The sequence below is a fragment of the Aeromicrobium flavum genome (assembly GCF_007992115.1).
GTDB classification, from domain to species: Bacteria; Actinomycetota; Actinomycetes; order Propionibacteriales; family Nocardioidaceae; genus Aeromicrobium; species Aeromicrobium flavum.
The window spans coordinates 1-17863 of sequence record NZ_BJZQ01000022.1 but is presented as its reverse complement, the minus strand read 5'-3'; the positions used below and the strand labels follow the sequence as shown (position 1 = coordinate 17863).

General features: G+C 69.8%; 20 protein-coding genes and 1 riboswitch. Of the genes, 8 read left to right on the top strand and 12 right to left on the bottom strand.

Annotated features, from left to right (window positions below):
- Nucleotides 1-7: 7 nt before the first annotated feature.
- Nucleotides 8-1222 (bottom strand): acetyl-CoA C-acetyltransferase, encoded by a 1215-nt coding sequence (locus AFL01nite_RS14520; protein WP_146828633.1) that lies wholly within the window; start codon nucleotides 1220-1222, stop codon nucleotides 8-10.
- Nucleotides 1223-1396: 174 nt separating this feature from the next.
- Between AFL01nite_RS14520 and AFL01nite_RS14515 the strand changes: the two genes are divergently transcribed.
- A complete protein-coding gene (locus AFL01nite_RS14515; RefSeq protein WP_246119737.1) occupies nucleotides 1397-2110 on the top strand; it encodes a MerR family transcriptional regulator in 714 nt (237 codons plus the stop codon).
- A gap of 75 nt (nucleotides 2111-2185) precedes the next feature.
- A complete protein-coding gene (locus AFL01nite_RS14510) occupies nucleotides 2186-3352 on the top strand; it encodes a nucleotide sugar dehydrogenase (RefSeq protein WP_146828629.1) in 1167 nt (388 codons plus the stop codon).
- 7 nt (nucleotides 3353-3359) lie between these two features.
- Here AFL01nite_RS14510 and AFL01nite_RS14505 read toward each other — a convergent pair whose 3' ends face one another.
- From AFL01nite_RS14505 to AFL01nite_RS14485, 5 genes are all read right to left on the bottom strand, one after another.
- Nucleotides 3360-3914: a hypothetical protein gene (locus AFL01nite_RS14505; RefSeq protein ID WP_146828627.1), complete on the bottom strand. Its 555-nt coding sequence runs from the start codon at nucleotides 3912-3914 to the stop codon at nucleotides 3360-3362.
- 109 nt (nucleotides 3915-4023) lie between these two features.
- Nucleotides 4024-5007, bottom strand: a complete 984-nt coding sequence (locus tag AFL01nite_RS14500) for an alpha/beta hydrolase (protein ID WP_146828625.1) — start codon at nucleotides 5005-5007, stop codon at nucleotides 4024-4026.
- Nucleotides 5008-5032: 25 nt separating this feature from the next.
- Nucleotides 5033-5389 (bottom strand): VOC family protein, encoded by a 357-nt coding sequence (locus AFL01nite_RS14495; RefSeq protein ID WP_146828623.1) that lies wholly within the window; start codon nucleotides 5387-5389, stop codon nucleotides 5033-5035.
- Between the two features lie 23 nt (nucleotides 5390-5412).
- Nucleotides 5413-6555 carry an acyl-CoA dehydrogenase family protein gene (locus AFL01nite_RS14490; RefSeq protein ID WP_146828621.1) on the bottom strand — a complete coding sequence of 381 codons (1143 nt, stop codon included), beginning with the start codon at nucleotides 6553-6555 and terminating at the stop codon, nucleotides 5413-5415.
- Nucleotides 6555-7718 (bottom strand): CaiB/BaiF CoA transferase family protein, encoded by a 1164-nt coding sequence (locus tag AFL01nite_RS14485; protein WP_246119736.1) that lies wholly within the window; start codon nucleotides 7716-7718, stop codon nucleotides 6555-6557. The genes AFL01nite_RS14490 and AFL01nite_RS14485 overlap by 1 nt, the downstream gene beginning before the upstream one ends.
- Nucleotides 7719-7902: 184 nt before the next feature.
- Between AFL01nite_RS14485 and AFL01nite_RS14480 the strand changes: the two genes are divergently transcribed.
- Nucleotides 7903-8724, top strand: a complete 822-nt coding sequence (locus AFL01nite_RS14480) for an alpha/beta fold hydrolase (RefSeq protein ID WP_186813970.1) — start codon at nucleotides 7903-7905, stop codon at nucleotides 8722-8724.
- Between the two features lie 87 nt (nucleotides 8725-8811).
- Here the strand turns inward: AFL01nite_RS14480 and AFL01nite_RS14475 are convergent, their stop codons facing one another.
- The 3 genes from AFL01nite_RS14475 to AFL01nite_RS14465 are packed head-to-tail and all read right to left on the bottom strand — an operon-like array spanning nucleotide 8812 to nucleotide 11280.
- Entirely contained in the window at nucleotides 8812-9537 is a 726-nt protein-coding gene (locus AFL01nite_RS14475) for an amino acid ABC transporter ATP-binding protein (RefSeq protein WP_146828617.1), read from the bottom strand.
- Complete coding sequence (locus tag AFL01nite_RS14470) at nucleotides 9537-10400, bottom strand: amino acid ABC transporter permease (RefSeq protein WP_146828615.1); 864 nt, start codon at nucleotides 10398-10400, stop codon at nucleotides 9537-9539. The genes AFL01nite_RS14475 and AFL01nite_RS14470 overlap by 1 nt, the downstream gene beginning before the upstream one ends.
- 4 nt (nucleotides 10401-10404) lie before the next feature.
- The gene (locus tag AFL01nite_RS14465) at nucleotides 10405-11280 is read right to left on the bottom strand and encodes an ABC transporter substrate-binding protein (protein WP_146828613.1); all 876 of its coding nucleotides are present in this window, start codon (nucleotides 11278-11280) and stop codon (nucleotides 10405-10407) included.
- A gap of 94 nt (nucleotides 11281-11374) precedes the next feature.
- Here AFL01nite_RS14465 and AFL01nite_RS14460 point away from each other — a divergent pair, with 94 nt between their 5' ends.
- Complete coding sequence (locus AFL01nite_RS14460) at nucleotides 11375-11914, top strand: PadR family transcriptional regulator (RefSeq protein WP_146828611.1); 540 nt, start codon at nucleotides 11375-11377, stop codon at nucleotides 11912-11914.
- Here AFL01nite_RS14460 and AFL01nite_RS14455 read toward each other — a convergent pair.
- Nucleotides 11883-12113, bottom strand: a complete 231-nt coding sequence (locus AFL01nite_RS14455; protein ID WP_146828609.1) for an SCO4848 family membrane protein — start codon at nucleotides 12111-12113, stop codon at nucleotides 11883-11885. The genes AFL01nite_RS14460 and AFL01nite_RS14455 overlap by 32 nt on opposite strands.
- Before the next feature lie 33 nt (nucleotides 12114-12146).
- Between AFL01nite_RS14455 and AFL01nite_RS14450 the strand changes: the two genes are divergently transcribed.
- Genes AFL01nite_RS14450 through AFL01nite_RS14435 form a run of 4 tightly spaced genes read left to right on the top strand, consistent with a single transcriptional unit; the run spans nucleotide 12147 to nucleotide 15923 of the window.
- Entirely contained in the window at nucleotides 12147-12560 is a 414-nt protein-coding gene (locus AFL01nite_RS14450) for a nuclear transport factor 2 family protein (protein WP_146828607.1), read from the top strand.
- Nucleotides 12557-14578, top strand: coding sequence for an NADPH-dependent 2,4-dienoyl-CoA reductase (locus tag AFL01nite_RS14445; protein WP_146828605.1), 2022 nt, complete (start codon nucleotides 12557-12559; stop codon nucleotides 14576-14578). The genes AFL01nite_RS14450 and AFL01nite_RS14445 overlap by 4 nt, the downstream gene beginning before the upstream one ends.
- A 48-nt stretch (nucleotides 14579-14626) precedes the next feature.
- Nucleotides 14627-15151, top strand: a complete 525-nt coding sequence (locus AFL01nite_RS14440; RefSeq protein ID WP_146828603.1) for a DUF1697 domain-containing protein — start codon at nucleotides 14627-14629, stop codon at nucleotides 15149-15151.
- The gene (locus tag AFL01nite_RS14435; protein ID WP_146828602.1) at nucleotides 15144-15923 is read left to right on the top strand and encodes a Sir2 family NAD-dependent protein deacetylase; all 780 of its coding nucleotides are present in this window, start codon (nucleotides 15144-15146) and stop codon (nucleotides 15921-15923) included. The genes AFL01nite_RS14440 and AFL01nite_RS14435 overlap by 8 nt, the downstream gene beginning before the upstream one ends.
- Here the strand turns inward: AFL01nite_RS14435 and serA are convergent.
- Together serA and AFL01nite_RS14425 are read right to left on the bottom strand one after the other, a co-directional pair.
- Nucleotides 15916-17160 (bottom strand): phosphoglycerate dehydrogenase, encoded by a 1245-nt coding sequence (serA, locus tag AFL01nite_RS14430; protein ID WP_146828600.1) that lies wholly within the window; start codon nucleotides 17158-17160, stop codon nucleotides 15916-15918. The genes AFL01nite_RS14435 and serA overlap by 8 nt on opposite strands.
- A gap of 50 nt (nucleotides 17161-17210) precedes the next feature.
- Nucleotides 17211-17296: riboswitch (ZMP/ZTP riboswitch) on the bottom strand.
- A 56-nt stretch (nucleotides 17297-17352) separates the two neighbouring features.
- Entirely contained in the window at nucleotides 17353-17781 is a 429-nt protein-coding gene (locus AFL01nite_RS14425) for a PaaI family thioesterase (RefSeq protein WP_146828598.1), read from the bottom strand.
- Between the last annotated feature and the right edge of the window lie 82 nt (nucleotides 17782-17863).

Genomic DNA, 17863 nt, shown 5'->3' with positions numbered 1-17863 from the left:
GGTCGGATCAGATGCGCTCGACGATGGTGGCGATGCCCATGCCACCACCGATGCAGAGCGTGGCCATGCCGTAGCGCTTCTCGCGGCGCTCCAGCTCGTCGACCAGCGTGCCCAGGATCATCGCGCCGGTGGCACCCAGCGGGTGGCCCATCGCGATCGAGCCGCCGTTGACGTTGGTGCGATCGTGCGGGAAGTCGTCGAGGTCGCGCATGAGCTTGAGCGCGACGGCGGCGAAGGCCTCGTTGATCTCCAGCAGGTCGATGTCCTCGATCGACAGGCCGGCCTTGTCCAGTGCCTTGCGGCAGGCGGGGCCGGGGCCCGTCAGCATGATCGTGGGCTCGGAGCCGATGACCGCCGTGGACACGATGCGGGCACGCGGCGTGAGGCCGTGGCGCTGGCCGGCGCTCTCGTTGCCGATCAGCACCAGCGAGGCGCCGTCGACGATGCCCGAGCTGTTGCCGGCGTGGTGGACGTGGTTGATCTTGTCCACGTCGACGTACTTCTGCAGCGCGACGGCGTCGAAGCCACCGAGGTCGCCGATGTCGGCGAACGACGGCTTGAGGCCCGACAGCGACTCGACGGTGGTGCCCTCACGGACGAACTCGTCGTGGCCGAGGATCGTCAGGCCGTTGATGTCCTTGACCGGGACGATCGACTTGTCGAAGTAGCCGTTGGCGATCGCCTTGGCGGCGCGCGCCTGCGACTCGGCGGCGAACGTGTCGACGTCCTCGCGGCTGTAGCCCTCGACCGTCGCGATCAGGTCGGCGCCGATGCCCTGCGGGGCGAAGCCGGTGTCGAGCGACGTCTTGGGGTCCATCGCCCAGGCGCCACCGTCGGAGCCCATGGGCACGCGGCTCATGGACTCGACGCCGCCGGCGACGATGAGGTCCTCCCAGCCCGACTTCACGCGGGCGGCGGCCTGGTTGACCGACTCCAGGCCGGAGGCGCAGAAGCGGTTGAGCTGCACGCCGGCGACCTGCTCACCGAACCCGGCGGCCAGGACGGCGGTGCGGGCGATGTCGGCGCCCTGGTCACCCACGGGCGAGACGACGCCCAGGATGACGTCGTCGACCTTGTTGGGATCGAGATCGGGGTTGCGGACCCGCATCTCGTCGAGCAGGCCGTTGACCAGCGAGATCGGCTTGACCTCGTGGAGCGACCCGGTCTTCTTGCCGCGCCCACGAGGGGTACGGATGGCGTCGTAGATGAATGCCTCGGTCATGGATGTCCTCACAGCCGGATGAAAGCGTTGGCGATGATTCTGACACCATTACTGTCAGAGTTCTCGCATACCCCCAGTATTCCACCCCGGGACGAGCCTCAGGGAGCGTCCGACGCGCCGTCTCACGGGCGCGACGGTGCCGGGCCGGCCGCGGATCGCACTAGTCTCGTCTGCGTGAACGAGCCCGCGGAGTCGATCGGCATCGAGCAACTGGCCGAGCGCGTGGGCATGTCCGTGCGCACCGTCCGCTTCTACGCCGGTCGCGGGCTGATCCCGCCGCCCCGGCGCGAGGGCCGGAACGGCTACTACGGCGCCGACCACATCGCGCGGCTCGAGCTCGTGCGCGAGCTGCAGGCGCACGGCTTCACGCTGCAGGCGATCGAGGGCTACCTCGAGAAGATCCCCCCGGAGTCCAGCCCCGACCAGGTGGCGCTGCACCGCACCCTGCTGGCCCCGTGGATGCCCGAGCTGCCCGAGTCGGTCGAGCGAGGGGCCCTGGAGAAGCGCGCGGGTCGAGAGCTCACCGACGACGACCTCGAGCTGCTGATCGCGCTCGGCGTCATCGAGCCGACACCGGACGAGGACGTCTTCCGCCTCGCTCCGGCGCACCTCGCGGTGGGCATGGGGTTCCTCGACGCCGAGCTGCCCCTCGAGGCCGCTCACGCCGCCCGGAAGCTCATCCTCGCCCACGGCACCGCCCTGGCCAACGAGCTGACGACGCTCTTCCGCAACCAGGTCTGGCCGGCCCTGAAGTCGTCCGGGCAGCCGCCGGAGATCACGACCGCCATGATCGAGCGGTTCAAGCCGCTCACGATCCAGGCGCTCGTCACGGCCTACGAGCAGGCCATCGACGAGCAGAAGCGCGAGACCGTCCGCCGGCGGAGCTGAGCCGCCGCGCGGGCGCTCCTTGCCACGTCACCCGTCCGGTCACCCGGCACCCGGGCGATCACCTAGCCTTGGCCCATGAAGATTGCCGTCGCCGGGAGCGGGTACGTCGGGCTCTCCAACGCCGTCGTGCTGGCCCAGCATCACGAGGTGCACCTCGTCGACATCGATCCGGCGAAGGTGGAGCTGGTCAGGGCGCGACGCTCGCCCATCGAGGACGTCGAGCTCGAGGACTACCTCGAGACGCGGACCCTGTCGCTGGACGCGACGACGGACGCTGAAGCCGCCTACACCGGAGCCGACTACGTCATCGTGGCCACGCCCACCGACTACGACCCCGCCACCAACTACTTCAACACGACCACGGTCGAGACCGTCGTCGCGACGGCGCTGGCGGCCAACCCCGACGCGAACATCGTGATCAAGTCGACCATCCCGGTCGGCTTCACCGAGGGCCTGCGCGAGAAGCACCCCGGCGCGACGATCATGTTCTCGCCCGAGTTCCTTCGCGAGGGACGCGCGCTCCACGACAACCTCCATCCCTCGCGCATCGTCGTGGGCGACCAGGGCGAGGCGGGCCGGGTCTTCGCCGACCTGCTGGTCGAGGGGGCCGAGGCCGAGAGCATCCCGGTGCTGTTGACGGAGTCGACGGCGGCCGAGGCCATCAAGCTCTTCGCCAACACGTACCTCGCGATGCGGGTGGCGTACTTCAACGAGCTCGACACCTACGCCTCCCTCAAGGGGATCGACACCGCCCAGATCATCGAGGGCGTCAGTCTCGACCCGCGGATCGGCGGCCACTACAACAACCCGAGCTTCGGCTACGGCGGCTACTGCCTCCCAAAGGACACCAAGCAGCTGCACGCGAACTACGAGGACGTCCCCCAGAACCTCATCAGCGCCATCGTCGACTCCAACACGACGCGCAAGGACTTCATCGCGTCCGACATCCTCTCGCGAGACCCGAAGGTCGTCGGCATCTACCGGTTGATCATGAAGTCCGGCTCGGACAACTTCCGCGAGTCGTCGGTGCAGGGGATCATGAAGCGCCTCAAGGCCAAGGGCGTCGAGGTCGTGATCTACGAACCCGTGCTCGAGGAGCCGACCTTCTTCAACTCCGAGGTCATCGCCGACCTGGACGAGTTCAAGGCGCGCGCCGACCTGATCATCGCCAACCGCCGCACCGACACGCTCCAGGACGTCGGAGAGAAGGTCTACACCCGCGACCTCTACGGTCGCGACTGACAGCGACTCAGGCCACCTGGGGCAGCCGCAGGCGGGCCAGCAGCAGCAGCTGGACGTCCTCGGGGCTGAGCCGCACGACGTCGCGCACCGCTCCGCGATCGACGGGCAGGTCGCCCAGCAGCAGGTTCTCGCCGTCGGCGAGGAGGACGCCGTCGCGGCCGTCGGCCAGGGTGCAGGCCATCAGTCGTCCGGCGGGCGGCACGATCGTGGCCAGGCCCATCACCAGGCGCGCCAGCACCAGGGCCTCGGGGTGGAAGGTGAAGCGGCGCCAGCCCTCGGGGTCGACGGACTCGACCAGCACGTCGCCGTCGCGGAAGTAGCAGTGCACGGACGGGCCGACGATGGACGTGACGTCGTCCGCGGTCGTCTCGTAGAGGCTCAGGGGGCGGACGTCCCCCACGGTGGCGAGCACCTCGGCGAGGCGGCTCCACAGCAGTCGGCCGTTCGGACCGGGCTGCACCAGCTCGCGGTCGACGAACCGTCGCGCGCGCACCGATCCGGGGAGGAGGTCCCCACTCGGAGCGACGACGACTTCAGGCTGGGAGGCCTGCCACCATGCCATTGCGATCACCCTTCGCACCGGCGCCCGGCGCGCCGCTACACATGAGACCACGGTTACTGATGGGTATGACGTGGTTTCTCCGGAATTGTGGGCGGATCGGTCGTCTCGATCACTTCTCGGTGACGCGCGCGAGGAACGCGATCGACCGGTCGAGCACCTCGCGAGCCTCCGGACGCGTGAGCTCGAACTGGAACTCGTGCCCCAGATCGGGCAGGAAGTGCGGTTCGTGGGCGACGCCCAGCTCCCCCAGCCGGTCGGCGAACGCCCGGCCCTGCAACGTCAGGGGGTCGTCGTCACCGCCGCTCAGCAGGGTCGGCGGGTAGGCCGCCGTGGCATGGTCCACGATCGACGCCTCCACCACGCGCGGGTCGGTGAAGTCCTTCGTGCCGAGGTAGGCCCAGCCCACCGTCTTCACGAACCAGCCGCCCGGGCCGGTCGAGTCCCTCGACAGCCGCGGGTCGTACGGGCCGCAGTGCAGCAGCGTGCCGCGCAGTTGGCCGGGCCGCAGCACCGGGTCGATCCCCACGTCCCGCGCGTAGGCCGGGCTGGTGACGATGGCCGCGTACTGCGCCGCGATGTGCGCGCCCGCGGAGTCGCCGGCGAGGACGATGCGGTCGGGGTCGACCCCGAGCTCGGCCGCGTTCTCGCGCACGAAGTCCAGTGCCTCGCCCAGCTGCCGCACCGGTGTGGGGTACTGGTGGTCGGGCGCCAGCGAGTAGTCGATGCCGATGCCGACGTAGCCCTCCTGCGCGATCAGGCGCAGGTACGGTGCCGGCTGCTCCTTGCTGCCGCCGACCCATCCGCCGCCGTGCACCCACACGACGGCGGGCAGCGGCCCGGACCGGTCCTCGGGCTCCCACACGTCGAGCACCTCGTCGGGGCCGTCGCCGTAGGAGACGTCGGTGCGGCCCGTCACGCCGGTGGCGGTCGGGCCCTTCACCTCGCCGGTGTCGGTCAGGGAGAACAGCCAGTTGATGACGATCGTGCCCGGGCGCGGGCTGACCTGCGCCCACACCACCACCGCCAGGAGGCCGAGCAGCAGCACGAGGAGCCCGCGCAGCAGCCATCGACCGACCCGCCGCACGGTACGCACGCGCCGAGCCTAGGGCGCGGCTCCGTCACGGCGCCGGGGAACCCAGGTGAACGACGAAACCGTCGGGATCGCGCACCTGGGCGACGCGCTCGCCCCACGGCATGACGGCCGGCCCGGCGACGCTCGTGGCGCCTGCGCCGAGCGCCCGCCGGTAGGCGTCGTCGACGTCGAGCCACAGGGCGGCCCCGCCCGGCGCGGCGTCGAGCGAGTCGTCGCGGCCGATGCCCAGGGCCGAGTCGCCCAGACTGAGCGCGACGTACACGTCGCGGCCCTCGTCGGCGAAGGCGTAGGTGCGCTCGGCGCCGAACGCGGTCCCGTAGAAGGCCTCGAGCCGCTCGAGGTCTCGGGTCGACAGGATCGGGAAGGCGCTCCGGACCGCCATGGGGGCAGCCTACGGATCTCCCGTCAGATGCCCAAGGAGCGTCCGACGATCTCCTTCATGATCTCGGTCGTGCCGCCGTAGATCGTCTGGATGCGGGTGTCGAGGTACGCCTTGCTGATCGGGTACTCGCTCATGTAGCCGTAGCCGCCGTGCAGCTGGACGCATGCGTCGGCCGTCTTCTTCTGCAGCTCGGTGGTCCACCACTTGCCCGCGGCGGCGTCCTCGATCGTGAGCGTGCCCGCGTTGAGTTCCTCGATGCTGCGATCGACGAACACCTGGGCGATGCGCTGCTCGGTCTCGAGCTCGGCCAGGGTGAAGCGCGTGTTCTGGAACGAGCCGATCGGCTTGCCGAACGCCTTGCGGCTCTTGACGTACTCGAGCGTCATGTCGATCATCGTGCGGCAGGCGGCGGCCGCGACCACCGAGATCGTCAGGCGCTCCTGGGGCAGCTTCTCCATCAGCTGGATGAAGCCGTGCCCCTCGGTGCCCAGCAGGTTCTCGACGGGGACGCGCACGTCGTCGAAGAACAGCTCGGCGGTGTCCTGGGCCTTGAGCCCCATCTTGTCGAGGTTGCGGCCGCGCTCGAAGCCCTCCATCCCGCGCTCGACCACGATCAGCGAGACGCCCATCGCACCGGCGTCGGGATCGGTCTTGCACGCGACGATCACGAAGTCGGCGTTGATGCCGTTGCTGATGAACGTCTTGGCGCCGTTGACGACGTAGTGGTCGCCGTCGCGCACCGCGGTGGTCTTGATGCCCTGCAGATCCGATCCCGTGCCGGGCTCGGTCATCGCGATGGCGGTGATCATCTCGCCGCTCACGAACTTCGGCAGCCACCGCTGCTTCTGCTCCTGCGTGGCGTAGCTGATCAGGTACGCCGACACCAGGTCGGTGTGCAGGGCGAAGCCCACGCCGCTGGCGCCGACGCGGGTCAGCTCCTCCTGCAGCACGGCGTTGTACCGGAAGTCCGAGACCCCGCCGCCGCCGAACTCCTCCGGCATCATGAAACCGAGGATCCCGAGCTCGCCGGCCTTCAGCCACACCTCACGGGGGACGATGCCGTCCTTCTCCCACTGCTCGTGGTTCGGCACGACCTCCTTCTCGAGGAAGGTGCGCACCGTGTCGCGGAAGGACTCGTGCTCGGACTCGAACAGCGTGCGCTGCATCAGGGCTCCTGGTTCTCGACGACGACCTTGTTCTGGATCAGGTCGTCCACGTCCGCGACGCCCCACTCGGTCAGGGCCTCGCGGGTGCTGGCGCCCGGGCGGTCCGGGGCTCGGCGGATCTGGGTCCCGGTGACCGAGAAGCGCGGCGCGGGCGCCGGCTGGGTGACCCCGAACTCGGTGACGTACGTGCCGCGAGCGACGTTGTGCGGGTGCTCGTACGCCTCCTCGAGCGGCACGACCGGTGCGACGCACGCGTCGGTGCCGGCGAACAGCGTCGTCCACTCGGCCTGCGTGCGGCTGAGGAACCAGCCCTGCAAGGTGGCGCGCAGCTCGGTCCAGTTCTTCGGGTCGTTGCGGTCGGGCAGGTCGCCGAGGCCGACGGAGGCGAAGACCTCCTGCATGGCGTACCAGAACTGGGGCTCGAGGCCACCGACGCTCATCCAGTAGCCGTCCGACGTCTCGTAGACGTCGTAGAACGGGGCGCCGGTGTCGAGCAGGTTCTCGCCGCGGCGCGGTCGCCAGGCACCGGACTGCTGCATGCTCACCGTCATCGACAGCAGGTGCGCGACGCCGTCGGTGATCGCCGCGTCGACGACCTGGCCCTCCCCCGTGGCACGCGCGTGCGTCAGCGCCGCGAGCACGCCCGTGACGAGGTACATCGAGCCGCCGGCGAAGTCGCCGAGCAGGTTGAGCGGCACCTGCGGGGGTCCGCCCGCCCGGCCGATCGGGTCGAGCCCGCCGGCCACGGCGATGTAGTTGATGTCGTGCCCGGCACGATCGGAGAGCGGGCCGTCCTGGCCCCAACCCGTCATGCGTCCGTAGACCAGGCGGGGGTTGCGGGCGAGGGCGACGTCCGGCCCGAGGCCGAGGCGCTCCATCACCCCGGGGCGGAATCCCTCGATCAGGATGTCGGCGCGCTCGATCAGGTCGAGCACGACGTCGACACCTTGGTCGCTCTTGAGGTCGACGGCCGCGCTGGGGCGGTTGCGACCGAGAACGTCACGCTCCGGGGGCGCCACCTGCAGGGCGTTGCCACCGGGGCGGTCGATGCGGATGACGTCGGCGCCGAGGTCGGCCAGGAGCATCGCGGCGAACGGTCCGGGGCCGATCCCCACCATTTCCACGACGCGCACGCCCGCGAGAGGTCCTGTGGTCTGGGTCACGCTCGTGATTCTGACACCATCGCTGTCACAGTCGCAAGCGCCTCACCCGTTTCCGCCGCGAAGGACCCGGATGTGATTCCGTTCACACCATCCGCGTTCTGTGGCATGCTGCATCTGACATCGCAAGTGTCACATCGGCGACCGCCGGTGTGCTGACCCGATCGGGAGATCCATGCTGAGCGACATGGCGTACACACGACGCGGGCAGGGCGAGCCCCTCGTCCTGCTGCACGGCATCGGACACCGGCACGCGGCCTACGAGCCGATCTTCGACGAGCTGGCGAAGTCGTACGACGTCATCGCCGCCGACCTGCCCGGTCTCGGCGACTCGCCGGCCCTGCCCGCCGGCACCGGCTACAGCGCCGAGAACGTCGCCGCCGCCATCGTCGAGAACTTCGAGGCATGGGGCGTCGAGAAGCCGCATGTGGTCGGCAACTCCCTCGGCGGCCTGCTCTCCATCGCGCTGGCGCAGCACGGCGACGTCCGCTCGGCCACCTGCCTGTCCCCCGCCGGCTACTTCCGGCCCTGGAGCCTGCTGCAGGCCACCGCCACGCTCCTGCCACTCAAGCTGGGCTCGTACCTGCCGAACGCCGTGCTGAAGCTGAGCTCCAAGCTCACCCTCGGGCGGTTCCTCATCGGCTTCGCGCTCTACCACCATCCCGGCCGCTACTCGCCCGAACGGGTCTACGGCGACGCCCTCGCGATGAAGAAGGGCCGGGGCTTCTGGCGCTACTTCTTCCGCTGCTTCCCGCTCGGCTTCACCTCGCCGGAGTCATTCCGCGGCTCGGCCAGGGTGCCGATCACCATCGCCTGGGGCGACAAGGACAAGATCCTGCACCGGTCCCAGGCCAAGCTGGCCGCCAAGCGCATGAAGGGCGTCGAGTTCGTGACGCTCACCGACTGCGGCCACGTCCCGATGGGCGACTCCCCCGAGCAGGTCATCGCCGCGATCGAGTCGACCATCGCCCGGGCCGCGGCGAAGGACGTCCAGAGCTCCGTCGCCTGATCTCGTCGCACCGGCCCGATTCCGCGTTGGCGGTGCGTCTGGTCCCACGCCTGCACGGCCGGTGGGACCAGGCTCACCGCCTCCTGCCTAGCCCAGGTGGCGCTCGAGGAACGCTCGCGTCCGCGGGTCGCGCGGTGCCGTGAAGATCTGCTCCGGCGGTCCCGACTCGACGATGCGTCCGTCGGCCAGGAACACGATGCGGTCGGCCGACTCGCGCGCGAACCGCATCTCATGGGTGGCCATGACGATCGTCATCCCGCTGCCCTTGAGGTCGCGGACGACCTCGAGCACCTCGGCCACGAGCAACGGGTCGAGGGCGGAGGTGACCTCGTCGAGCAGCAGCAGCTCGGGGTCCATCGCCACGGCGCGCACCAGGGCCACGCGCTGCTGCTGGCCTCCGGAGAGCGAGTCGGGATAGGCCGACACCTTGTCCGCCAGGCCGACGCGCGTGAGCAGCTCGCGCGCCCGTCGCTCGGCCTCGGCGCGCCCGATGCCCTTCACCCGGCGCGGACCGAGGACCAGGTTCTGCAGCACGGTCAGGTGCGGGAACAGGTTGAACGCCTGGAAGACGAACGCGATCCGGGCCCGGGCACGGTTCTCGTCGAGCGCCGGATCGGTCAGCTCGAGGTCGCCGAGGTGGATGTCGCCGTCGTCAGTCAGCTCGAGCAGGTCGATGCACCGCAGCAGCGTCGACTTGCCCGACCCGGACGCGCCGATGAGACAGACGACCTCGCCGGGCTTCACGTGCAGGTCGATCCCGTCGAGGACGACGTGGTCGCCGAACGACTTGCGGACTCCGTCGATGCGCAGCATCAGCGACCTCCCTGCCGGCGCATCGACCGGATCGTGAGCCAATCGGTGAACCGCGCCAGCGGGATCGTCACCACGATGAAGAACACGGCGGCCACGCACAGCGACGTCACGTTGAACGTGCTGGCCTGGTAGACCGAGGCCGCGCGCAGCGCCTCGACCAGACCGATCGTCGACACCAGCGCGGTGTCCTTCTGCAGCGAGACGAAGTCGTTCATCAGCGGCGGGGTGACGTTGCGGATCGCCTGCGGCAGGATCACGCGGGTCAGGGTCTGGCCGTAGCCGAGTCCGAGCGCCCGGCCCGCCGCCCACTGGGTGGGGTGGACCGAGAGGATGCCGGCGCGGATCACCTCGGCCACGTACGCGCCGTAGCTGAGCGTCAGCGCGATCGTGCCGAGCCAGAACAGGCTCGTCGGCAGGCCCGACAAGCCCAGCGCCGGGAAGCCGAAGCCCACCAGCATCACGATCAGGATCGTGGGGATGCCGCGGAAGACGTCCGTGTACGCCGCCGCGAGGAACTTGAACGGCGCCATCGCCGGGGCCGGCACGACGCGCACCACCGCGATCAGCAGCGCGAGCGGCAGGACGAGCAGCTCGACCATGAGGAAGAGCCGCACGTTCAGCCAGAACGCGTCGCGGATCGCGGGGAAGGACTCGCGAGCGTGATTAGCGCTGAAGAACGTCTCGCGCACCCGAGGCCATCCCGGCGCCGAGGTGACGACCCAGACCAGCAGGCCCAGGACGACGAGGCTCGAGATCGTCCCCACCACCGCGCGGCGCAGCGTGCGGCGACGCCGGAAGGCGTTGCGCTGCTGCTGCCGCGCGGACGGCGGGGTCGGGCCCGGGAGGGCCACGGAGTCGGTCACCGGGTCACTTCAGGACGGGGACGTCCTGCGAGGCCGACAGCCACTTCTGCTCGAGGTCGGCCAGCGTGCCGTCCTCGTCGAGAGTGGAGACGGCCTTGTCGACGCACGAGGTCAGCTTGCTGTCCTTCTCCAGCAGGAGGCCGAAGCGCTCGGGCTCACCGCCGGAGAAGTCGAACTGGCCGGCGATCGTCGCGTCCTCAAGCTCGGCGGCGACGAGGTAGAAGGCGCTGGGCAGGTCGGCCACGATGCCGTCGACCTGGCCGTTGGCCAGCGCGAGCGCCGCCTTGGTGGTGTCGTCGTAGACGAGCGGAGCGTCCTGCGTCTCGAGCGACTCGATCGCCTTGAGCGACGTGGTGCCGATCTGCGCGCCGAGGCTGGCGGTCGTGAAGTCGGCGAGGCTCTTCGCGTCGGCGAACTTCGAGTCCGAGCGCACGATGATCGCCTGAGCGGCCGAGTAGTACGGCGTGCTGAAGTCGACGGCCTTCTCGCGCTCCTTCGTGATCGAGACCTGGTTGATGTCGAAGTCGAAGCTCTTCTTGCCCGGCTGGTAGGCGGTGTTGAACGGCACCTTCGTCCAGACGACCTGGTCCTTCGCGAAGCCCATCTCCTCGGCCACGGCGTACGCGACGGCCGACTCGAAGCCCTGGCCGTTGCTCGGGTCGTTGTCGGCGAACCACGGCTCGAAGGCCGGGTCGTCGGTGCCGATCGTCAGCTTGCCGGCGGTGGTCAGGGGCAGGCTCTCGACCGCGCACTCGCTCGACGCGGAGGCGGAGGGGGACGAGTCGGACGTCTTGGCGTCGTCGGAGTCGTCGGCGGGCGCGCAGGCGGCCGCGACGGAGAACAGGAGCGCCAGGGGGACGGCGAGCAGGGAACGCTTCATGATGCTGATCGTAATGGGCGTGAGACGGCGTCTCGACCAGTGGACCCTTATGAACTTCGTTGCATATGGACGTGCCGGGCTCTAGGCTCCCTTCATGGCCCTCGACCACGCGATCCTCGTGTCGCTGACCGAACGCGCCGCCAGTGGCTACGACCTGGCGCGGCGCTTCGACGCGTCGATCGGCTACTTCTGGCCGGCCAGCCACCAGCAGATCTACAAGGTGCTCGGCCGCATGCAGGAGGCCGGCTGGGTCGAGAGCACCGTGCACGAGCAGCACGGGCGTCCCGACAAGAAGAACTACGCGATCACGGCGGCCGGCGAGGCCGAGCTCGACCGGTGGGCGACGGTGCCGTCGGGCCGCGAGGCCCTGCGCAGCGACTTCGCCGTCAAGCTGCGCGGCTTCCGCGACCGCGAGGCGATCCTCACCGACACGCGAGCCCGGCGCGCCGACCACGTCGCCCGGCTGGCCGAGTACGAGGCCAGCGAGAAGCGGTTCTACCCCGATCCCTCGGCCCTCGACGGCGCCGGCCTCGGCGCGTGGCTGGCCCTGCGCGGCGGCATCCACACCGAGGAGCGCGGCATCGAGTGGTGCGACGAGATCCTCACTGCCCTCGAAGGGCGCGGATCCCGATGACCAGCACGATGACGCCGAACGTCATGGCGGTGCCGATCAGCACCAGGTGCACCCAGAAGAACGCCTGCGGGTCCTGCCACCTCTGCGAGCCGCCCCACGCGCGGTCGTCGTCGACGATCGCCGTGAAGAAGCGCGGCCAGATGACGACGTTGAAGACGCCGGCCACGATGAGCAGCCAGGCAGCGAGCTTTCCGATCACCCACCCATCCTCCCAGTCGAAGGAATCCCGCCCATGAAGGCCTTCCGCCAGTTCGTCGAGAGCAACATCGCCTCCGGCTCGTTCGCCGGCGTCGAGGAGCTGCTCGCCGACGACGTCGTGTTCCGCAGCCCGATCGCCCACAAGCCCTACCCGGGCAAGGCCATCACCGCCGCGATCCTGAACGGCGTCTCGCGGGTCTTCGAGGACTTCCACTACGTCGACGAGATCGAGCAGGACGACCGCAGCGCCCTGGTCTTCGAGGCGCAGGTCGGCGGCGTCACCGTCCACGGCTGCGACTTCATCACCACCGACGACGACGGGCTCATCAAGGAGTTCACCGTCATGGTGCGCCCGATGAGCGGCGCGCAGGCGCTGATGAACGCGATGGAGGCCGAGTTCCCGCAGATCGAGGCCGACGCGATCGCGTTCATGGAGGCGCAGCGGTGAGCGACTACGACCACCTGCTCAGCCCGCTCGACCTCGGCTTCACGACGCTGCGCAACCGCGTCGTCATGGGCTCGATGCACACCGGCCTCGAGGACCACGCGAAGGACCTGCCGAAGCTGGCGGCCTACTTCGCCGAGCGCGCCAAGGGCGGCGTCGCGCTGTCGATCACCGGCGGGTTCGCGCCCAGCTGGCGCGGCTGGCTGCTGCCGTTCGGCTCGGAGATGTCGCGCAGGCGCCACGCCGACCAGCACCGACTCGTCACCGACGCCGTGCACGAGCACGACGGCAAGATCGCGCTGCAGGTGCTGCACGCCGGCCGCTACGGCTACTCGCCGTTCAAGAAGGGCGTGTCGTCGGTGAAGTCGCCGATCACGCCGTTCAAGGTCTCGCCGATGTCGACCCGCGAGGTCGACCGGACCGTCACCGACTTCGCGAAGTCCGCTGCGCTGGCGAAGCGCGCCGGGTACGACGGCGTCGAGATCATGGGCTCCGAGGGCTACCTGATCAACCAGTTCCTCGCCGCGCGCACGAACACCCGCACCGACGCGTGGGGCGGCTCCGCCGAGAAGCGGATGCGGTTCCCGGTCGAGATCGTGCGCCGCACCCGCGACCTCGTCGGCGACGACTTCATCGTGCAGTACCGCATCAGCCTGCTCGACCTCGTCGACAACGCCCAGTCGTGGGAGGAGACCATCGCACTGGCGAAGGCCCTCGAGACCGAGGGCGTGACGATCTTCAACACCGGCATCGGCTGGCACGAGGCCCGCATCCCCACCATCGTCACGAGCGTGCCGCGCGGCGCGTTCTCGTGGGTCACGGCGAAGCTCAGGGCCGAGGTCTCGGTGCCCGTCGTGGCGTCCAACCGCATCAACACCCCCGAGCTGGCCGAGGAGATCCTGGCCCGCGGCGACGCCGACCTCATCTCGATGGCCCGGCCGCTGCTGGCCGATCCCGACTTCGTCAACAAGGCCGCCGAGAACCGCGCCGACGAGATCAACACCTGCATCGCGTGCAACCAGGCCTGCCTGGACCACACCTTCAAGAACGTGCGGGCCAGCTGCCTGCTCAACCCGCGGGCGGGACACGAGACCGAGCTGATCCTGCTCCCGACGCGCGCCGCCAGGCGAATCGCCGTCGTGGGCGCGGGTCCGGCCGGGCTCGCCGCGGCGGTCGAACTGGCCGGACGCGGCCACCGGGTCGAGCTGTTCGAGGCGCTGTCGGAGATCGGCGGCCAGTTCCGGCTCGCCATGCAGATCCCCGGCAAGGAGGAGTTCGCCGAGACCATTCGCTACTACTCGGTGATGCTCGAGCGCCGCGGCGTCACCGTGCACCTCAACCGCTGGGCGTCCGTCGACGACCTGAGCGGCTTCGACGAGGTCGTCCTGGCCACCGGCGTCGAGCCGCGCATCCCGTCGATCCCGGGGATCGACCACCCCACCGTCATCACCTACCAACAGCTCATCCGCGAGCAGGTCCCCGCCGGCACGCGCGTGGCCGTGCTGGGCGCCGGCGGCATCGGCTACGACATCTCCGAGTACCTCCTGCACGACCCCGACGAGACGCTCGAGCACTGGATGCAGCGCTGGGGCGTCACCGATCCCGAGGTCGAGCGCGGCGGCCTGGCGACGAAGGTCGAGACCACGCCCAAGCGCGCCGTCACGCTGCTGCAGCGCAAGACGACCACCTTCGGCAAGGATCTCGGCAAGACCACCGGCTGGGTGCACCGCACGACCCTGAAGGACTCGGGCGTCGAGTTCGTCGGTGGCGTCCGGTACGACCGCATCGACGACGAGGGCCTCCACATCACCGTGGGCGCCGACTCCGACTCGCCCCAGTCGCGCGTCATCGAGGCCGACACGATCGTGCTCTGCACCGGCCAGGAGTCGGTCCGCGACCTCGTCGACCCCCTCGAGGCCGCCGGCGTCTCGGTGCACGTCATCGGCGGGGCCGACGTCGCCGCCGAGCTCGACGCCAAGCGCGCCATCAAGCAGGCCACGGAGCTGGCCGCTCGACTGTGAGGGTGTCCGTCCGGGCGAAGTGTCCGCCCGGGCGAGCAGACTGGGCCCATGAGCAAGCGAGTGGTGCTGCTGCGGGCGGTGAACGTGGGCGGGGCGAAGCTGCCGATGGCGGAGCTGCGCGAGGTGGCCGAGCGGCTCGGCGCGACGAACGTGTCGACGTTCATCGCGTCCGGCAACCTGCTGTGCGACGTCGACGACCCGGAGGCGTTCGACCGGGCCCTCGAGCAGGCGATCCAGGAGCGGTTCGGCTTCTTCCGTGAGGCGATCAGCCGCTCGCCCGGGGAGCTGCGCGACGCGCTCGCCGCGCACCCGTTCGAGATCGATCCCGAGACCAAGGCCAACCACATCTACTTCCTGCTCCGGCCCCCGACGCCCGAGCAGGTCGAGGCGCTCCTCACGAGAGGCCTGACCGAGCGACTCGCGGTGATCGGCCGCGACCTGCACATCCGCTACGCCGACGGCGTCGCCAACACCAAGCTGACGCCGGCCGTGATCCTCAGGACGTTGGGTTGCCACGGCACCGGACGTAACCTCAACACCGTGCAGAAGTTGATCGCCCTCGCCCATGAGTGACTGGTCCGACCGGCGCTGGCTCGTCCTGACCGGTGCGGGCGTCAGCACCGACTCCGGCATCCCCGACTACCGGGGCCCGGACGCCGTCCCGCGCCAGCCGATGACCTACCAGGACTTCATCGCCTCGGCCCAGAACCGGCAGCGGTACTGGGCACGGGCCCACATCGGCTGGAGCCGTTTCGGTGTTGCCGAGCCCAACTTCACGCACCGTTTCCTCGCCGAGCACCAGGACCGGCTCGTCGGACTCATCACCCAGAACGTCGACGGACTGCACGAGAAGGCCGGGGCGCGCGACGTGGTCGACCTGCACGGCCGGCTCGACCGCGTCGTCTGCCTCGACTGCCACGACATGACGACCCGCGACGAGGTGCAGGCCCGGCTCGACGCACTCAACCCCGGCTGGACCGAGCAGGACGTCGTGATCGCGCCCGACGGCGACGTCGAGCTCGAGGACACGTCCGACTTCGTCGTGGCCGAGTGCGCCCAGTGCGGCGGGCGGCTCAAGCCCGACGTGGTCTTCTTCGGCGAGTCGGTGCCCAAGCCCAAGGTCGCCCACTGCTTCGACCTCGTCGAACGCGCCGGCCGCGAGGACGCGGCGCTGGTCGTGCTGGGGTCGTCGCTGCAGGTGATGAGCGGCCTGCGATTCGTGCGCCGCGCCGCCAAGGACGGCACCGAGGTCGTGATCATCAACCGCGGGCCGACGCGTGGCGACACGCTCGCCGACGTCCGGATCGACGACGGCGTGGCCGAGACGCTGCGGCGGCTCAGCTGAGCTGGCGCAGGCGCACGGTCTCGGGCAGCGAGGCGAGCTCCTTGAGCACGTCGGGGCCGACCTCGGCCGAGACGTCGGTGACGACGTAGCCCAGCTCGCCGCGCGTGGCGAGCTGCTGGCCCTCGATGTTGACGCCGTGGTTGCCCAGGATCGTGTTGATCGTGGCCAGCACGCCCGGCGCGTTCTGGTGCACGTGCGCCAGGCGGTGACGCGCCGGGTCGCTCGGCAGGTTCAGCTCGGGGAACGTCACCGACAGGTTGGTCGTGCCGGCCTTGGCGTACGCGCGCAGCTTCGACGCGACGAAGCGACCGATGTCCTGCTGGGCCTCCTCGGTGGACCCGCCGACGTGCGGGGTGAGGATGACGTTCGGCAGGCCGCGCAGGTCGCTCTCGAACGGGTCGCCCTGGGCCTTCGGCTCGACCGGGAACACGTCGAGCGCGGCGCCGGCGATGTGGCCCGACTCGAGGTGCCGGCGCAGCGCGCCGGTGTCGACCGCGATGCCGCGCGACAGGTTCAGGAACAGCGAGCGCGGCTTCATCGCCTTCATCTGCTCGTCGCCGAACAGGCCGGCGTTGCCGGGCCGGCCGTCGACGTGCAGCGAGACGACGTCGGCGATCGCGAGCAGCTCGTCGATCGTGGCGCACTTCTTGGCGTTGCCGAGGGCGAGCTTGTCGTCGATGTCGTAGAAGACGACCGACAGGCCGAGCGCCTCGGCGATCACCGAGAGCTGGCTGCCGATGTTGCCGTAGCCGACGATGCCGAGCGTGCGGCCGCGCACCTCGTGGCTGCCGGCGGCCGACTTGTTCCACACGCCGTTGTGCATCGCCGTCGACTTCTCGTGCAGGCGACGGGCCAGGGAGATGATCTCGGCGATGGCCAGCTCGACGACGCTGCGCGTGTTGGAGTACGGCGCGTTGAAGACGGCCACGCCGTGACGCTTCGTGGCGGCGAGGTCGATCTGGTTGGTGCCGATGCAGAACGCGCCGATGGCCAGCAGGTCGGGAGCGTTCTCGAGCACCTTGTCGGTGATGTACGTGGTCGAGCGGATGCCGAGCAGGTGGACGCCCTTGATCGCCTCGATGAGCTCGTCCTCGGTGAGCGCGGCGGTGCGCGTCTCGACCTGGTAGCCCTTGTTGCGCAGGAAGTCGGCGCCGTCGGCGTGGATGTTCTCGAGGAGCAGGACCTTGACGTCCTGGTCGTCGATCTGCGTGAGCGGTGCGTGGACGTCGAAGTTCATGGTCATCATCGTCATCGTGTGGGGCCTCCGGGTCAGCGGTGAACGGGCTGACGCGGGGCCCAGGCGAACGGTCCCGAAGTCGTGCTGCCGCGGCTCCCTGGTGGTAACCACCTCAACGCCAGTCGCGCGCGGACCACTCCATGGTAGCGGCTCGGGCCACAGGCCTCATCCGCGTCCGCATCGCGACGGACCTCAGCGCTGGAGGTTGCCCTTCATCGCCTCGATCGCCTCGGGCGGCACCTCCTGGTCGAGGTTCGCCAGCCGCACCTGCCCCTGCGCGATCAGCTTGCCGTCCTGGTTCGTGGAGTCGAGGTGCCACAGCTGCTGCGTGCGGCCGCGGTGGATCGGCGTGGCCGTGACGGTGATCGTGTCGCCGTTGCGGGCCTGGCGCAGGAAGTCGGTGGAGTTGTTCGTGCCGACGACGACGCCCTTCGTGCCCAGCCAGATCTGGCCGGCCATGCTGGCGGTCGACTCGTGCACCGCGCAGTAGATGCCGCCGTGCGGGATGCCGAAGGGCTGCAGGTGACGGTCCGTGATGGTGAAGCGCACCACCACCCGGTCGGGAGTCAGCTCGACGTGCTCGACACCGAGCACGCCATCGAGGCCGGGAACATCGCTCATGGACCGGACTCTAGGCGAGCCGGCTGCGCGCGGTGACGGCGAGTGGCGCAGAGCGGGGGCACGAGTGGCGCAGAAGTGCCCA

Bases quoted from the DNA above. Each gene is read 5' to 3' on its own strand.
- AFL01nite_RS14520 (WP_146828633.1), bottom strand. From the start codon at position 1,222: ATGACCGAGGCATTCATCTACGACGCCATCCGTACCCCTCGTGGGCGC.
- AFL01nite_RS14510 (WP_146828629.1), top strand. From the start codon at position 2,186: ATGAAGATTGCCGTCGCCGGGAGCGGGTACGTCGGGCTCTCCAACGCC.
- AFL01nite_RS14505 (WP_146828627.1), bottom strand. From the start codon at position 3,914: ATGGCATGGTGGCAGGCCTCCCAGCCTGAAGTCGTCGTCGCTCCGAGT.
- AFL01nite_RS14495 (WP_146828623.1), bottom strand. From the start codon at position 5,389: ATGGCGGTCCGGAGCGCCTTCCCGATCCTGTCGACCCGAGACCTCGAG.
- AFL01nite_RS14490 (WP_146828621.1), bottom strand. From the start codon at position 6,555: ATGCAGCGCACGCTGTTCGAGTCCGAGCACGAGTCCTTCCGCGACACG.
- AFL01nite_RS14480 (WP_186813970.1), top strand. From the start codon at position 7,903: ATGGCGTACACACGACGCGGGCAGGGCGAGCCCCTCGTCCTGCTGCAC.
- AFL01nite_RS14475 (WP_146828617.1), bottom strand. From the start codon at position 9,537: ATGCTGCGCATCGACGGAGTCCGCAAGTCGTTCGGCGACCACGTCGTC.
- AFL01nite_RS14465 (WP_146828613.1), bottom strand. From the start codon at position 11,280: ATGAAGCGTTCCCTGCTCGCCGTCCCCCTGGCGCTCCTGTTCTCCGTC.
- AFL01nite_RS14460 (WP_146828611.1), top strand. From the start codon at position 11,375: ATGGCCCTCGACCACGCGATCCTCGTGTCGCTGACCGAACGCGCCGCC.
- AFL01nite_RS14450 (WP_146828607.1), top strand. From the start codon at position 12,147: ATGAAGGCCTTCCGCCAGTTCGTCGAGAGCAACATCGCCTCCGGCTCG.
- AFL01nite_RS14440 (WP_146828603.1), top strand. From the start codon at position 14,627: ATGAGCAAGCGAGTGGTGCTGCTGCGGGCGGTGAACGTGGGCGGGGCG.
- AFL01nite_RS14435 (WP_146828602.1), top strand. From the start codon at position 15,144: ATGAGTGACTGGTCCGACCGGCGCTGGCTCGTCCTGACCGGTGCGGGC.
- serA (WP_146828600.1), bottom strand. From the start codon at position 17,160: ATGAACTTCGACGTCCACGCACCGCTCACGCAGATCGACGACCAGGAC.
- AFL01nite_RS14425 (WP_146828598.1), bottom strand. From the start codon at position 17,781: ATGAGCGATGTTCCCGGCCTCGATGGCGTGCTCGGTGTCGAGCACGTC.